Source organism: Paracoccus sp. J56 (assembly GCF_019633685.1).
Lineage (GTDB): Bacteria > Pseudomonadota > Alphaproteobacteria > Rhodobacterales > Rhodobacteraceae > Paracoccus > Paracoccus kondratievae.
In genome coordinates this window covers 203,608-217,182 of sequence record NZ_JAFL01000003.1, presented here as the reverse complement: position 1 = coordinate 217,182, position 13,575 = coordinate 203,608, and the positions used below count along the sequence as shown (strand labels likewise).

Sequence of the window (13,575 nt, the reverse complement as noted above, 5' to 3'; positions counted from 1 at the left end):
TGTCGATCGCCTGTTTGCCGGCGATGATCAGGCCCGCGCCCTCTTCCTGCGCCACTTTCGCCAGGATCCTGGCCACCGCCAGGGGCTCGATGTCCTGATGCACATCATCGGCAGCAACCACCAGGATCGCACGGTCCGCGCCCATCGCAAGCGCCGTCCGCAGCGTCTCGGCTGCCTGCTTCACACCGATCGAAACCGCGATCACCTCAGAGGCCTTCCCGGACTCCTTCAGGCGGATCGCCTCCTCAACCGCAATCTCGTCGAACGGGTTCATCGACATCTTGACGTTCGCAAGATCAACACCAGTGCCGTCAGACCTAACACGGGCCTTAACGTTGTAGTCAATCACACGCTTCAATGGCACGAGAACCTTCATCGGCCGCTCCCCTTTGGTTGTGTCACCTGTTCGGAAGGTTTGTTAGCTGGCCATCAGCGGCAATAACAGGGAAAAAACGACCGTAACGCGTCGTAACATTTCCATCCTGTCGTGTTCGCGCTAACGACTGGCTCCTGGCACCCACAGGATATCCTGCGCGCCGTTATCATTGGCCACGCGCCCCGCCACGAACAGCCAGTCCGACAGGCGGTTGAGATATTTCACAGCGGCCGGATTGGCCCCTTCGGCAGCCATCAGCGCAACGGCAGCACGTTCGGCCCGGCGGGCGACAGTGCGCGACAGGTGCAGATGCGCCGCCAGCGCCGAACCGCCCGGCAGGATAAAACTGCGCAAGGGTGAAAGCGCCGCGTTCATTGCGTCGATTTCGGTCTCAAGACGCTCGACCTGCGCGTCGATCATGCGCAGGACAGTATAGGGGGCATCGGCGTCCTCTTCCATGCGCGGCCGCGACAGATCCGCGCCAAGATCGAAAAGATCGTTCTGGATCACCGCGATACGGGTCGCGATCTCGCCCCCGGCATGCAGCCGGGCGAGGCCAAGCGTCGCGTTCAATTCATCTACGGTGCCATAGGCTTCGACCCGCAGCGAATGTTTGGGCACACGCTCGCCATTCGACAGCGCGGTTTCGCCCCTGTCGCCGGTGCGGGTGTAGATTTTGTTCAATACGACCATCAGCCGCTCCTGATCCAGAGATACAGCAGAAAGACCGCGATAGCGACCGCCTGGGCGATGATGCGCCAGCGCATCAGGCGATTGCCGTGTTTGCGGTTGAACTCGCCCCCGCGGGCAAAGCCGCCGATGCCGGTGGCAAGGATCACCAGGACCACAAGGCAGCAGATCACGAGGAGATAGAAGAGCGGTTTGTCGTGCATGAAAAGCCCTTTCGGCATGCAACCTAGCTGCGGCGCGCGAACCAGTCCAGTGCGCGTGTGGACAAGAGCCTGCGCCCAAAGCCTGCGATGCGGGTCGGCGTGGTAACGTAATAGCGCGGGCGCGGGTTCGTGCTTTCCAGTGCTTCGGCGATGCGGGCGCTGACCGCCGAGGGCGGCAGCTCGAACCGGTCCTTTTTCGCGGCAGGCTCATAAAGCCGCTTTAGCAGCGTGCGGCGGTATTGGTCGGCGCGCGGGCTTGCCTGCCAGTTGATCCAGCGTTCGAAATGCGGAATCGAGTTCTGGCGGATCAGCGTGCCGATGGGGCCGGGCTCGATCAGAACAAAGCGGACGCCGGTATCTGCCATTTCTACGCGCAGCACATCGGTCAGTCCCTCAAGCGCGAATTTCGTCGCCACATAGGCGCCGCGCCAGGGGATGCCGACAAGGCCAAGGACCGAACTGATATTGACCACCCGTCCGCCATGGGCGCGGAAATGCGGCAGCAGCCGGCGGGTCAGGTCATGGGTGCCGAACAGATTCGCCTCGAATATCGCGCGCAGCGCGCCGCGCGGCAGGTCCTCGGCCGCGCCGGGGATGGCGAAGGCGGCGTTGTTGACCAGCGCGTCGATGCGGCCAAGCGCCAGAGCGGCCTTGGCGCAGCGGGCGACGCTGTCTTCGTCGCCAAGCTCAAGCGGCAGGGTATCAAAGCCCTCGGCACGGCGGGCCTCGATATCCCCGGGCTTGCGACAGGTGGCGATGACGCGCCAGCCGCGTTCGCGCATGTGGCGCGCTGCGTCCAGCCCGATGCCCGAAGAACAGCCGGTGATCAGAACGGTTTTCATGCGCGCCTCCTTGCTACCCGGTTCTGCGCCAGGGCCCGCTCATGCGCAAGCCGCGCATTTCCGGCTGGACCGATGCGGTTCGCGGGCCTATTCAATCGACCATGTCCGACGATCCGAATACCCCCGATCCCAACGCGGATCAGACCACGTCCGAACCGCTGTCGCGCGCCATTGGCGAGCGGTATCTGACCTATGCGCTGTCCACGATCATGAACCGTGCGCTGCCGGATGCGCGTGACGGGTTAAAGCCGGTGCACCGCCGTATCCTGTTCGCGATGCGCGAATTGCGGCTGAGCCCGATCGGAGCTTTCCGTAAATCGGCCAAGATCAGCGGCGATGTGATGGGCAACTATCACCCCCACGGCGATGCCGCGATCTATGACGCGATGGCGCGTCTGGCCCAGCCGTTCGCCATGCGCTATCCGCTGGTGGACGGGCAGGGCAACTTTGGCAACATCGACGGCGACAACCCTGCCGCCAGCCGCTATACCGAGGCCCGCCTGACCGCAGCAGCCGAGGCGCTGATGGAGGGGCTGGCCGAGGATGCGGTCGATTTCCGCCCCAACTATGATGGCACGCTGCAAGAGCCGGTGGTGCTGCCTGCTGCATTCCCGAACCTGCTTTGCAATGGTGCCAGCGGGATCGCGGTGGGGATGGCGACGAACGTGCCTCCGCATAACCTGCATGAGGTCATCGACGCCTGTCTGCATCTGATCAAGGCACCCGATGCCCGCGACGACACGCTGATCTCGATCATGCCGGGGCCGGATTTCCCGACCGGGGGCGTGCTGGTCGAATCGCGCGAGACGATTGCCGAGGCCTATCGCACCGGCCGCGGCAGCCTGCGGCTGCGGGCGCGTTGGGTGGTCGAGGATATGGGCCGCGGCCAGTGGCAGATCGTCGTGACCGAGATCCCCTATCAGGTCCAGAAATCCAAGCTGATCGAGCGGCTGGCCGAGATCATCCAGACCAAGAAGGTGCCGATCCTTGCCGATGTGCGCGATGAATCGGCCGAAGATATCCGCATCGTGCTGGAACCGCGCACCCGCGCCGTCGATGCCGAACAGCTGATGGCCGCGCTGTTCCGGGTCAGCGACCTTGAGGTGCGCTTTGGCCTGAACATGAACGTGCTGATCGACGGGCGCGTGCCCAAGGTCTGTTCGCTGAAAGAGGTGCTGCGCGCATTCCTTGACCACCGGCGCGAGGTTCTGGTGCGGCGCTCGAACCACCGGCTGGACAAGATCGCGGCCCGGCTGGAAGTGCTGGAAGGCTATATGATCGCCTTCCTCAACCTCGACCGCGTGATCGAGATCATCCGTAATGAGGATGATCCGAAAGCCGTGATGATCGCCGAATTCAGGCTGACCGAGGTTCAGGTCGAGGCGATCCTGAACATGCGCCTGCGTGCCCTGCGCCGTCTCGAAGAGATGGAGCTGCGCACCGAGCATGAGAAGCTGACCCATGAGCGCGAGGGCCTGATGGCCATGCTGGCTGACGAGGGCGCGCAATGGGCCAGGATTGCCGAAGAGCTGCGCGAAACGCGTTCGAAGTTCGGCAAGTCCGCGCCCGGAGGCCAGCGCCGCACCGAGATCGGCGAAGCCAGCGAGGTGGCCGAAATCGACATGGAGGCGATGATCGAGCGCGAGCCGATCACCGTGATTCTGTCCAGGATGGGCTGGATTCGCGCGCTTAAGGGTCATCAGCCGCTGGATGCCGAGGTCAAGTTCAAGGACGGCGACGGCCCCTTCATGGCGCTGCATGCCGAAACCACCGACAAGCTGATGATCTTTGCCGCCAATGGCCGCTTTTACACACTGCCCGCCAATAACCTGCCCGGCGGGCGCGGCATGGGTGAGCCGCTGCGGCTGATGATCGACCTGCCGAATGATGCGGCGGTGATCGACATGTTCCCCTGGCGCGATGGCGAGCGTTACCTTGTTGCCTCAAAGGCCGGGGACGGGTTCATCGTTGGTGCGGCGGATATCCTTGCGCAGACCCGTGCCGGCAAACAGGTACTGAATGGCGAGCCGGCGCTTTGCCGCCGCGTCGCCGGTGACCATGTTGCCGTGGTCGGTCAGAACCGCAAGATGCTGGTCTTTCCGCTGGACGAGCTGCCCGAAATGGCGCGGGGCAAGGGCGTCCGGTTGCAAAAGTTCAAGGACGGCGGGCTGTCGGACGCGATCTGCATCACCCTGGCCGAAGGTCTGCGCTGGCAGGAAAGCGGTGGCCGCACCCGGACCGAGCCCGATCTGACCGAATGGCTGGGCAAACGGGCAACAGCGGGACGTATGGCGCCACGGGGCTTTCCCCGCGATAACAAGTTCAACTGAAAAAGGGCGGGGTTGATCCCGCCCTTTTCCTTTAGCTGTTCGTGCTCGGCGCTGGGGCCGGGCGCTCGATCTGTGTGGTCTGGTCGCTGGGGACTTTCTTGTGGCCGTTGCAATCCGCGAATGCGGGGATCGCCGCCATAGAGAAGGCCAGCGCAAGGGCGAAGGTCCTGCTGATCATCATCGGCTCCTTCATGCGGGTCAGCCATGCCGGGCTGTCAATAGGCGAGGCCCGGCATGAACCAGCCTCGCACGAAGGGGCGATTCGATCAAATGCGCCGCTTATTCCTCGCGGATCGCCTTGCGGCCGTTGATCATCGGGCTGACCAGATCCTCACGCTTCCAGAAGCGATAGAACAGCACCGCCGCGACATGCAGCAGCACCAGGATCAGGATGATGCTGGCACCCAGATTATGCCAGCCCACCGCTTTTGAGCGGGTGGCGCTGCTGACATAAGATGCCAGTGGGCCGACGTTGATATAGTCGTCGGGGTCCGAGATCAGCCCGGTCGTCACCTGCGCTGCCAGCACCGCCAGCATGACGATGACCGACAGTGCCCCCAAGGGGTTATGGCCGGGCCAGTGGCTGGGCTCGGGCAGGAACATGCTGCGCATGTACCGGGCCACGGCCCCCGGTCCCCGGACGAAATGCGTAAACCGCGCCGGGGGCGGGCCGACAAAGCCCCAGACCAGGCGAAAGATCAGCAGCCCCGCCACGACATAGCCGCACCAGAAATGCAGGGTCATCTTTGCCGGGCCGAACTGGCCAAGGCACCAGGCCGCAATCACGAAAAACGCCAAAAGCCAATGGAACCCGCGCAAAAGCGGGTCCCATAGCCGGACCTCACGGATGGGGCCGCGCCGCGACATCAGCTTTTTTCGCGATAGCTGTCGTGGCAGGCCTTGCAGGCAGCGCCCAGTTTCCCGACCACCGGGCCGATATTACCCTGACCGCCTTTGACGGCCTCGGACGCGCCCGAGGCGGCCTCGCCCAGACCGGCGAACTTGGCCTGGAAGTCCTCGGAGTTCGTCCAGATATCAGGCTTGGCAGCGGTGCCTTCGGTATCGGCCGAGCTGCTGCCTTCGATAAAGAGGGCGGGCATGTCATATTGCGTCAGCGCCTCGATATTGGCGGCGGCGCGGCTGGCGGCGGCTTCGTCATAGGCGATATCACCTTTGGCCATACCGGCAAGGGTGCCCATGTTGATGGCGAGCATCTGATAGAAACCCTGGCGTGCCTTGACGGCCTGCTTGGCCGGATCGTCCTGGGCAAAGCCTGCCAGAGGAACCGCGGCAAGGGCGGCGGCAATGAGAATCAGGCGCATGTCATCTTCCTTTTTGTGTGGCGTCTAGCTGCACTGGGGTTCGCGCAGGGGCAGGGTTGCACAACCAGGCCAAACTGCCAACGCGCCGACGATATCATTTTCGTGAAAACCCTTGGTCTTGGGCGGTTTTCCGGCGCTTTTGGGGATTTTGGACTGCTGCTTTTCGTCGCAGTCCGGGCCAGATCACCCATAAAACGGGCACATCCGTGCTTTCGGGTGGCGCTGTCGCGGCCTGTGCTTGCGCGATGCTGCGATGCAGCGCAGGCTGAAGGGGACGGGGTCCATGCACCTCCCGTCGCCCCGGGCCGCACGGGGCTCTCATGGCAGTGACCGCCGTTCATGCCGCGTTTCCTCCCTCCGCGCGGACATGAACGGCGGGTTTTTCATCCCGCCGGGATGCGCAGCTTGAGGCAATACCGCAGCCGTCCGCAGGGTCGGGCGTCGCTGATCCAGCCGTCGGGGGCGGCAAGATAGGCGCGGATTGTAGCGGCCACGTCACCGGCATCCTCGGGGCGCAGGTCGTGAAAAAGATATGAGCCGCGCCCCGGCGATTGCACAGCCATCAAGACCGGCCGTGCGTTTTTTGCCTGCAAGGCCGTACGGCGCAGGGTGACGGTCGGGTCAAGCGTGCCAAGCGCCATGGCCAGCGCATCGGCCTTGACCCCGGGCGGCAGGGTCAGGGTGACGGGCATCGGTCAAGCAGATAGATATCCATGATCCAGCCGTGCTCGGCCCTCGCCGTGGCGCGGGTCTCATGGATGCGGTCGGCGACTTCGGACAGGGGGCCGCTGATCAGGATCTGGTTTGGCATGCCCAGAAAGGCGCCCCACCAGATATGCACGCCCTGCGGGTCGAGATGGCGAAACGAGCATTCGCCGTCCAGCATGACGACCAGCCGCTCTGCGGTCCCGGGCCAGCCATGGTCACGGATCTGGCGGCCGGTGGTGATAAGCACCGGGGCGGCCACCGCGTTCAGCGGGATCGTATGGGCCGCGCAAAGCGCCTGAATTGCGGTGATGCCGGGGATGACCTTCACGCGCATGGGCAGCCGGTGCGCGACCCGCCCGGCGATGCGCAATGTGCTGTCGTAAAGCGAAGGATCACCCCAGACCAGCAGTGCCGGACGCATGGCGCCATGATCGCGGATCACCTGTTCCCACCGGGCCGCGATGGCGTCGTGCCATTCCTCGACGCCCTGACGATAGCCGTTTGCGGCGCCGCGCTGCGGCATGTCAAAGATCGCCAGCGGTGGCGGGCTCACCAGCGCATCGCGGCAAAGCGCAAGGCGCAACTCGGCCAGATCGGCCTTATCCTCACCTTTGGCGGGGATAAGGATCAGGTCAGCATTCGCCATTGCCGCAATGCCTTCGCGGGTCAGATGGCCGGGGCTGCCAGTGCCGATGCCGATCAACGCAAGCTCGATCATGGCGCCTCTCCGATCAGGTGAAAGAAGGTGCCGGTGGCATGGCCGCGGCGTGAGCCGGTCTCGGCCACCCTGTCGCCATTAGCGTCGGTGACCTGCGCCAAAGGCTCGTCCGGCTGCGCGAGAATCGTCGCATAGTGGAACTCATGCCCGGCCAGCGGCTGGCGGTATAGCCCGGCCAAAGGCTGAGCCCGGCGATAGCCCAGATGCATCCGGCGCTTTTCATAGCTGGTTTCAAGCCCCAGCAGGCCCGCCATCTGGTGCCGCACCCCCTGAGCATCGACCAGCCCCGCGCCCATGGCCATATAACCACCGCATTCGCCATGAACCGGACGCGTCTGGGAAAAACGCTGCAACCCGGCGCGAAAGCGTTCGGCCATGGCAAGCCTGCCTGCGTGCAATTCTGGATAGCCGCCGGGCAGCCAGCAGGCCCCGGCACTGTCGTCGGGGGGCTGATCCGCAAGGGGAGAAAAGGGCAGGATCTCAGCCCCGGCTGTCCTCCAGCCCTGAATAAGATGCGGATAGACAAAGGAAAACGCTTCATCCTGTGCCAGCGCGATACGTTGTGCGGGCGGAGGCAGTGGCGAAAATGGCCCGGCCACGACGCCGCCCCCAGCCGCCGCGATGATGGCGTCAAGGTCCAGATGCAGCCTTGCCGCTGCGGCAGCCGCGGCAAGCAAGGAGTCAAGGGCGGCGAGCTCCTGCGCCTGCACAAGGCCAAGGTGACGTTCGGGCAGTTCGATCCCGGCCTCGCGCGGCAGCACGCCCAGCACCGGGATGCCCAGCGGGTCCAGCGCGTGGCGCATCAGCATTTCGTGCCGGGACGAGGCGACGCGGTTCAGCACCACCCCGGCCAGTTCCACGTCGCGGCGCATCTCGCGGAACCCCAGTGCCACGGCCCCGGCGGATTGCGCCTGACCTTTGCAGTCAAGGACCAGAACCACCGGCCAGCCGGTCAGCGCGGCGATATCGGCGCTGGCGCCATTGCCGCAGCCTCCGCGCTGGGCCACGCCGTCAAATAGCCCCATCGAGCCCTCGGCGATTGCAAGATCGGCGTCCGATGTGCGCGCAATCAGATGTGCGATCTGTGCCCGTCCCATGGCCCAGCTGTCCAGATTGAACGAGTCACGCCCCGCCGCCCGGCGGTGAAAGGCGGGGTCGATATAATCAGGCCCGCTTTTAAAGGGCTGCACGGTCAGGCCGCGCGCCCGCAACGCGCCGATCAGTCCCAGCGTGACCGTGGTCTTGCCGCTGCCCGAGGCCGGGGCGCTGATGACAAGGCCCTTCATTCGGGGAACCGGGGTGTGGTGCCGACCGGCCGAAACCGGCGGTCGTAATCGCCGGCGTAAAGGCGGCTTTCCAGAAAATCCGTGGCTGCGAGGGCCCGACCGACAAGGATCAGCGCCGTGCGCTCTCCCTCGCCGATCGCCGGGTCAAGCGTGCCGAGCGTCGCCCTGACGATGCGCTGGTCAGGCCAGCTGGCGCGGAACACTACCGCGACCGGGCAATCGGCACCGTAATGGGGCAGCAGTTCGTCTTGTACCCGGTCGAGCACATGCACCGACAGGTGAATGGCAAGCGTCGCGCCAGTGGCCGCGAAATTTGCCAGCTGCTCGCCCTTTGGCATGGCCGAGGCCCGGCCCGAGGTGCGGGTCAGGACCACCGATTGCGCAATACCGGGCAGCGTGAGTTCAGCCCCAAGCGCGGCGGCGGCGGCGGCGAACGAAGGTACGCCCGGCGTCACGTCATAGGGAATGCCAAGTTCGCGCAGCCGCCGCAATTGTTCGCCCATGGCCGACCACACTGACAGATCGCCGGAATGAAGTCGCGCGACGTCATGACCGTCACGATGCGCGTTCAGGATCTCGCCAATGATCTGGTCAAGGTTCATGGGCGCGGTGTTCACGATACGCGCACCGGGCGGGCAATGGCTCAGCAGTTCCTGCGGCACCAGTGAGCCGGCATAAAGGCAGACCGGGCAAGAGGCGATCAGGTCGCGGCCGCGCAGGGTGATCAGATCGGCCGCGCCGGGGCCAGCGCCGATGAAATGGACGGTCATGCGGGGTCTCCTTCTGCGATGGCGGCGGTGGCGGTGCCATCCTGCGAGATGACGCGCGGGGCGATGATGCGCGCGCCGGGGCCAAGGGCGGCAAGGGCGGCTGCCTCGGCCAGCGAACCGGTGCCGTGGCGGGCAAGGATGCGTGGCGATTGGGTGGGCGTGGCGATGCCTGCGACCTCGACTGCGATCAGGGGCTGGCCGGTTTCGGCAGCAAGCGCACGTATTGGGGCGGCCTGCGCCTTGGCGGGCGTGGTCGCCAGCGCCTCGGCCGGGCCTGCACGGGTCAGCGCCTCGCGCAGCGCAGCCAGCGTGGCCGCTTTGCGAAAGCCGATGCCTGCCACCCTCATGGCCAGCTCCATTGCGTGACGTTGCGCGCCGGGGTCCAGCCGCGCATCCGGCCAAGAGGGGTGGCCTCTTGCAGGGCAACCCGGGTCAAATATCCGCCGCGCGCGGCATGCAAATCGATCAGCAGCGCCTCGGTTTCAAGCGTGACCGCGTTCACGACCAGTCGTGCAGGGGGCAGGGCGTCGATCAATGCCGCACTGGCCCCACCGCCGACAAAGATCGCGTCAGGCGGGGGCAGGCCAGCCAGTGCCGTGGGCGCGGCGCCGTGGATGGTGCGCATCTGTTCCGCAAGCCCAAAGGCGTCGATGTTTGCGGCGATATTGGCGATGCGGTCGGCGCGCGGCTCAATGGTCGCGGCCCGCCCGCCGTTCAGGCACCATTCAACGCTGATCGAGCCCGAGCCGCCGCCGATGTCCCACAGCATTTCACCCGAACGGGGGGCAAGCGCCGCCAGAGTCATCGCCCGGACAGCCCGGCGGGTGATCTGGCCGTCATGGGCAAAGACCTCGTCCGGCAGGCCGAAACCACGTGGCAGGCCCGCCCCCGGTGGCAGATCCGCCCCGTCCAGAGCGACCGCCACCGGGGCGACACAGTCAAGCGCAAACTCCTGCGCCCGCGCCTCGCGGATACGTTCGCGGGGGCCGCCAAGCGCCTCAAGCACGGCCATGCGCATCTGCCCGAACCCCTGTGCCACCAGCCATTCCGCCAGGGCGGCAGGGGCAGAGGCGTCGCGCATCAGGCAGATCGTCCGCGTTCCCCGTGCCATGACCGGGCGCAGCCGGGCAAAGGGTGCGGCGTGCAGGCCAAGACAGGTCACATCCTCCAGCCGCCAGCCCAGCCTTGCGGCGGCCAGCGAAAAGGTGCCGGGCGCGGGAAAAGCGCGCCATTCGCTATGGGGCAGAACAGCGGCAATACTGCCCCCCGCGCCATGCCAGAACGGATCGCCCGAGACAAGCGCGGCGACCTTTTGCCCGCGCAGGGCCAACAGGGGGCCAAGATCAAAGGGGACCGGCCAGGTTTTGCCGCGTGGCGCGGCAAGCCCTGCGAGTTCCAGGTGCCGGGGGGCACCAAAGACGATTTCGGCGCGATCCAGCGCTTCGCGGCTTGCAGGCGACAGGCCGGCAGGGCCATCCTCCTGAATACCGATGATGGAAAGCCAGGGATCAGCCATGACGCGCATCCTTTTGCTGGGCGGCACCACCGAAGCCGGAGCCATGGCCAGCGCGCTGGCCGCTGCCGGGCTGCAGGCGGTGTATTCTTACGCCGGCCGCACCGCGCGCCCGGTCAAACAACCCCTGCCGACGCGGATCGGCGGTTTTGGCGGTCCCGAGGGGCTGGCCGGGTATCTGCGCACCGAACGCATCAGCCATGTCATCGACGCCACCCACCCCTTTGCCAAGGGGATGAGCTGCAATGCCATTACTGCCTGCGCGGCGACGGGCACGGCGCTGATCGCGCTGGAACGCCCGCCCTGGGTGTCCGCGCCCGGTGACCGTTGGGTCAGGGTCAGCGATTATGAGGCTGCCGCCCGTGTTCTGCCGGGGGATGGCTCGGGGGTGTTTCTGGCCATCGGGCGACAGAACCTGCAACCCTTTGTCGGGATCAATCACATCTGGATGCTGCGCTTTGCCGAGGTGGCGGCCCATCCCCTGCGGGATGCGACGCTGATCGTTTCGCGCGGCCCCTTCACCGTGGCAGGTGATGTGGCGCTGATGCGCCGCCATGACATCGCCCATGTCGTTGCCAAGAATGCCGGAGGCCAGGCGGCCGAGGCCAAGATCGCGGCTGCGCGCGAACTGGGCCTGCCAGTGGTGATGATCGACCGCCCTGAGCTGCCGCCGCGCCGCGTCGTCGCAACCCCGGCCGAGGTGATGGTCTGGCTTCATGGCACGGATCGCGGCGTATAGACCCAGCTGCCAGCCCGGCGGGTGGCGCTGTTGCCAAGGATGACGACGGTGCGCATGTCCGCCATCTCGGGCAATGCCTTGCTCAGCGTCGTGGTCTGGATCACCTCATCCGGGGTCGAGACGGCCCGCGCGAATGAGATCAGCCGGTCAGGCCCGCAGCATTCGCGCAGGATGTTAAGCGCGCGGGCAAAGCCTTCGGGTCGTGCCTTTGAGCGGGGGTTATAAAAGGCCATGGCAAAATCGGCCTCGGCCGCCAGCCGCAAGCGCCGCTCGATCAGGGCCCATGGTTTAAGATTGTCCGACAGGTTGATCGCGCAGAAATCATGGCCAAGCGGTGCGCCGATCCGTGCTGCGGCGGCGAGCATGGCGGTGATGCCGGGCAGGATGCGGATTTCGGGCATGACGGTGCGGTCCTCAAGCGCCTCAAACAGCGCCGAGGCCATCGCAAAGACCCCCGGATCCCCCGATGAGACCACCACGACCCGCCGCCCGCTTTCGGCCAGATCAAGGGCCAGGCGCGCGCGCTCGACCTCGACCCGGTTGTCCGAAGGGTGCAGCGTCAGCCCTTTGCGCGGAGCGACACGGGCGACATAGGGGATATAGCCGACAACATCGGTGGCCTCGTCCAGTGCCGCGCACACCTCGGGGGTGACGAGGTGATCGGCCCCGGGCCCAAGACCCGCCACCACGACCCAGCCGCTCATTCCGCTGCGTCCGCCAGGGGACGGCGGCCATTGCCATGCACCAGAACGGTGGCGAAATACGGGCAATTCTGCAGATCGGCGTCCGCAAGTGGGGTCACGCGCTGGTTCGGCATCGTTCCACGCTCGACCAGCCAGGCATCGGTCATCCGTCCGGCAAGGTTCAGCGCGCGGGCGATCTTGGGCAGGTTGCGGCCGGTTTTCATCACGACCACCGCATCAGCGGCGCGCATGTGGCGGGCAAGCTCGGCCTCGGGCAGGGTGCCCATCAGCACGGTCATCGCATCATCGCCCCAGGTCATCGGACGGCCGATGGCGTTCCAGCAACCGGTCATGCCGGGGATGCCGGGGATGATCTCGACCGGCGCCAGATCCTGCAGCCGGGCGTGCAGATGCATGAACGAGCCGTAAAACAGCGGATCGCCCTCGCACAGCACGACCACGTCGCCGTCAGCAGCCAGCCCTGCAAGCCGCCCCGTCCAGTCGTCGTAAAAGGCCGAAAGCAACCGGTTGTATTCGGGGCTGTCAAAGGGGATTTCGGTCGTGACCGGATATTCCATCGCATGTTCGATCACATCCGGCGCCAGCAGGTCCGAGACGATCCGGCGGGCCTGTCCGGCGCGGCCCTTTTTGCGGAAATAGGCGATCTGGCGTGCCCCGCGGATGGCGCGGTCGGCACGGACCGAGATCAGGTCGGGATCGCCGGGGCCAAGACCCGCGCAGATGATCTTGCCCATGGCTATTCCTTTCGGCTGGCAAGTGCGTTGACGGCGGCAACCGTGATGGCCGAGCCGCCAAGCCGCCCGCGCACGATCAGTGCCGGAGCGGGCAGGTCCTTGATCAGCGCCGCCTTGGATTCAGCGGCACCGACAAAGCCAACCGGACAGCCGATAATCGCGGCGGGACGCGGGCAGGCCGGATCGCGCAGCATGTTCAACAGATGAAACAGCGCGGTCGGAGCATTGCCGATGGCGACCACCGCCCCGGCCAGATCCTCGCGCCATAGTTCAAGCGCGGCGGCGCTGCGTGTGTTGCCCATCTGCGCCGCCAGCTCCGGTACGCGGGGGTCTTGCAGGGTACAGATGATACGGTTTTTTGCGGGCAGCCGGGCGCGGGTGATCCCTTCGCTGACCATGCGCGCGTCGCACAGGATTGGTGCGCCGTCCTCTAGTGCTTTGCGCGTGGCCAGGGCCATCCCGGGCGAGAATTCCACGTCGCGTTCAAGCCCGACCAGCCCGGCGGCGTGGATCATGCGAACGACGACCGGCTCTTCTTCGGGGGAAAAGCGGGCGAGGTCGGCCTCGGCGCGGATAGTGGCAAAGGACTGCGCATAGATGCGGGCGCCGTCGGTTTCATATTGGTGCAGCATCGGGCGGC

General features: G+C 65.8%; 18 protein-coding genes. 2 read left to right on the top strand and 16 right to left on the bottom strand.

All coding sequences use genetic code 11. The features are described from left to right. From M511_RS03830 to M511_RS03815, 4 genes are all read right to left on the bottom strand, one after another. Nucleotides 1-376, bottom strand: a 376-nt coding sequence (locus M511_RS03830) for an electron transfer flavoprotein subunit beta/FixA family protein (protein WP_441339017.1), incomplete at its 3' end; no start/stop codon positions are given. 120 nt (nt 377-496) lie between these two features. After that, the gene (locus M511_RS03825) at nt 497-1,069 is read right to left on the bottom strand and encodes a cob(I)yrinic acid a,c-diamide adenosyltransferase (protein WP_085501403.1); all 573 of its coding nucleotides are present in this window, start codon (nt 1,067-1,069) and stop codon (nt 497-499) included. Continuing rightward, complete coding sequence (locus M511_RS03820) at nt 1,069-1,269, bottom strand: twin transmembrane helix small protein (RefSeq protein WP_029371488.1); 201 nt, start codon at nt 1,267-1,269, stop codon at nt 1,069-1,071. Before M511_RS03820 ends, M511_RS03825 begins: the two co-directional genes overlap by 1 nt. A 23-nt stretch (nt 1,270-1,292) precedes the next feature. Beyond that, complete coding sequence (locus M511_RS03815) at nt 1,293-2,111, bottom strand: SDR family NAD(P)-dependent oxidoreductase (RefSeq protein ID WP_085501402.1); 819 nt, start codon at nt 2,109-2,111, stop codon at nt 1,293-1,295. 101 nt (nt 2,112-2,212) lie between these two features. Here M511_RS03815 and parC point away from each other — a divergent pair, with 101 nt between their 5' ends. Continuing rightward, complete coding sequence (parC, locus tag M511_RS03810; protein ID WP_085501411.1) at nt 2,213-4,441, top strand: DNA topoisomerase IV subunit A; 2,229 nt, start codon at nt 2,213-2,215, stop codon at nt 4,439-4,441. Nucleotides 4,442-4,472: 31 nt separating this feature from the next. Here parC and M511_RS03805 read toward each other — a convergent pair whose 3' ends face one another. The 9 genes from M511_RS03805 to cbiE form a co-directional block, all read right to left on the bottom strand. Further along, a complete protein-coding gene (locus M511_RS03805) occupies nt 4,473-4,622 on the bottom strand; it encodes a hypothetical protein (RefSeq protein ID WP_010393451.1) in 150 nt (49 codons plus the stop codon). A 98-nt stretch (nt 4,623-4,720) separates the two neighbouring features. Next, a complete protein-coding gene (locus tag M511_RS03800) occupies nt 4,721-5,308 on the bottom strand; it encodes a cytochrome b/b6 domain-containing protein (RefSeq protein WP_010393450.1) in 588 nt (195 codons plus the stop codon). Continuing rightward, complete coding sequence (locus M511_RS03795; protein ID WP_085501401.1) at nt 5,308-5,763, bottom strand: c-type cytochrome; 456 nt, start codon at nt 5,761-5,763, stop codon at nt 5,308-5,310. Before M511_RS03795 ends, M511_RS03800 begins: the two co-directional genes overlap by 1 nt. Before the next feature lie 383 nt (nt 5,764-6,146). Then, nucleotides 6,147-6,455, bottom strand: coding sequence for a DUF1636 family protein (locus M511_RS03790; RefSeq protein ID WP_085501400.1), 309 nt, complete (start codon nt 6,453-6,455; stop codon nt 6,147-6,149). Beyond that, nucleotides 6,440-7,189, bottom strand: a complete 750-nt coding sequence (gene cobF, locus M511_RS03785; protein ID WP_085501399.1) for a precorrin-6A synthase (deacetylating) — start codon at nt 7,187-7,189, stop codon at nt 6,440-6,442. Before cobF ends, M511_RS03790 begins: the two co-directional genes overlap by 16 nt. Next, complete coding sequence (locus M511_RS03780) at nt 7,186-8,475, bottom strand: cobyrinic acid a,c-diamide synthase CobB (RefSeq protein WP_085501398.1); 1,290 nt, start codon at nt 8,473-8,475, stop codon at nt 7,186-7,188. The genes cobF and M511_RS03780 overlap by 4 nt, the downstream gene beginning before the upstream one ends. After that, nucleotides 8,472-9,245: a precorrin-4 C(11)-methyltransferase gene (gene cobM / locus M511_RS03775; RefSeq protein ID WP_085501397.1), complete on the bottom strand. Its 774-nt coding sequence runs from the start codon at nt 9,243-9,245 to the stop codon at nt 8,472-8,474. The genes M511_RS03780 and cobM overlap by 4 nt, the downstream gene beginning before the upstream one ends. Then, nucleotides 9,242-9,592 (bottom strand): cobalamin biosynthesis protein, encoded by a 351-nt coding sequence (locus tag M511_RS03770; protein ID WP_085501410.1) that lies wholly within the window; start codon nt 9,590-9,592, stop codon nt 9,242-9,244. The genes cobM and M511_RS03770 overlap by 4 nt, the downstream gene beginning before the upstream one ends. Further along, on the bottom strand, nt 9,589-10,761 hold the full coding sequence (cbiE, locus tag M511_RS03765; protein WP_085501396.1) for a precorrin-6y C5,15-methyltransferase (decarboxylating) subunit CbiE: 1,173 nt from the start codon (nt 10,759-10,761) through the stop codon (nt 9,589-9,591). Before cbiE ends, M511_RS03770 begins: the two co-directional genes overlap by 4 nt. On the opposite strand from cbiE, the gene M511_RS03760 reads away from it, so the two are divergent. Then, nucleotides 10,760-11,497: a cobalt-precorrin-6A reductase gene (locus tag M511_RS03760; protein WP_010393438.1), complete on the top strand. Its 738-nt coding sequence runs from the start codon at nt 10,760-10,762 to the stop codon at nt 11,495-11,497. The two genes, cbiE and M511_RS03760, sit on opposite strands and share 2 nt — an antisense overlap. Here the strand turns inward: M511_RS03760 and cobJ are convergent. Genes cobJ through M511_RS03745 form a run of 3 tightly spaced genes read right to left on the bottom strand, consistent with a single transcriptional unit; the run spans nt 11,473 to nt 13,567 of the window. Then, nucleotides 11,473-12,201, bottom strand: coding sequence for a precorrin-3B C(17)-methyltransferase (gene cobJ / locus M511_RS03755; protein ID WP_085501395.1), 729 nt, complete (start codon nt 12,199-12,201; stop codon nt 11,473-11,475). The two genes, M511_RS03760 and cobJ, sit on opposite strands and share 25 nt — an antisense overlap. Continuing rightward, on the bottom strand, nt 12,198-12,935 hold the full coding sequence (gene cobI / locus M511_RS03750) for a precorrin-2 C(20)-methyltransferase (protein WP_010393429.1): 738 nt from the start codon (nt 12,933-12,935) through the stop codon (nt 12,198-12,200). Before cobI ends, cobJ begins: the two co-directional genes overlap by 4 nt. 2 nt (nt 12,936-12,937) lie before the next feature. Beyond that, nucleotides 12,938-13,567, bottom strand: a complete 630-nt coding sequence (locus tag M511_RS03745) for a precorrin-8X methylmutase (RefSeq protein ID WP_010393428.1) — start codon at nt 13,565-13,567, stop codon at nt 12,938-12,940. Nucleotides 13,568-13,575 lie beyond the last annotated feature (8 nt).

Coding starts and splice junctions, on each gene's coding strand:
- M511_RS03825 (WP_085501403.1), bottom strand. CDS start 1,069: ATGGTCGTATTGAACAAAATCTACACCCGCACCGGCGACAGGGGCGAA.
- M511_RS03820 (WP_029371488.1), bottom strand. CDS start 1,269: ATGCACGACAAACCGCTCTTCTATCTCCTCGTGATCTGCTGCCTTGTG.
- M511_RS03815 (WP_085501402.1), bottom strand. CDS start 2,111: ATGAAAACCGTTCTGATCACCGGCTGTTCTTCGGGCATCGGGCTGGAC.
- parC (WP_085501411.1), top strand. CDS start 2,213: ATGTCCGACGATCCGAATACCCCCGATCCCAACGCGGATCAGACCACG.
- M511_RS03805 (WP_010393451.1), bottom strand. CDS start 4,622: ATGATGATCAGCAGGACCTTCGCCCTTGCGCTGGCCTTCTCTATGGCG.
- M511_RS03800 (WP_010393450.1), bottom strand. CDS start 5,308: ATGTCGCGGCGCGGCCCCATCCGTGAGGTCCGGCTATGGGACCCGCTT.
- M511_RS03795 (WP_085501401.1), bottom strand. CDS start 5,763: ATGCGCCTGATTCTCATTGCCGCCGCCCTTGCCGCGGTTCCTCTGGCA.
- M511_RS03790 (WP_085501400.1), bottom strand. CDS start 6,455: ATGCCCGTCACCCTGACCCTGCCGCCCGGGGTCAAGGCCGATGCGCTG.
- cobF (WP_085501399.1), bottom strand. CDS start 7,189: ATGATCGAGCTTGCGTTGATCGGCATCGGCACTGGCAGCCCCGGCCAT.
- M511_RS03780 (WP_085501398.1), bottom strand. CDS start 8,475: ATGAAGGGCCTTGTCATCAGCGCCCCGGCCTCGGGCAGCGGCAAGACC.
- cobM (WP_085501397.1), bottom strand. CDS start 9,245: ATGACCGTCCATTTCATCGGCGCTGGCCCCGGCGCGGCCGATCTGATC.
- M511_RS03770 (WP_085501410.1), bottom strand. CDS start 9,592: ATGAGGGTGGCAGGCATCGGCTTTCGCAAAGCGGCCACGCTGGCTGCG.
- M511_RS03760 (WP_010393438.1), top strand. CDS start 10,760: ATGACGCGCATCCTTTTGCTGGGCGGCACCACCGAAGCCGGAGCCATG.
- cbiE (WP_085501396.1), bottom strand. CDS start 10,761: ATGGCTGATCCCTGGCTTTCCATCATCGGTATTCAGGAGGATGGCCCT.
- cobJ (WP_085501395.1), bottom strand. CDS start 12,201: ATGAGCGGCTGGGTCGTGGTGGCGGGTCTTGGGCCCGGGGCCGATCAC.
- cobI (WP_010393429.1), bottom strand. CDS start 12,935: ATGGGCAAGATCATCTGCGCGGGTCTTGGCCCCGGCGATCCCGACCTG.
- M511_RS03745 (WP_010393428.1), bottom strand. CDS start 13,567: ATGCTGCACCAATATGAAACCGACGGCGCCCGCATCTATGCGCAGTCC.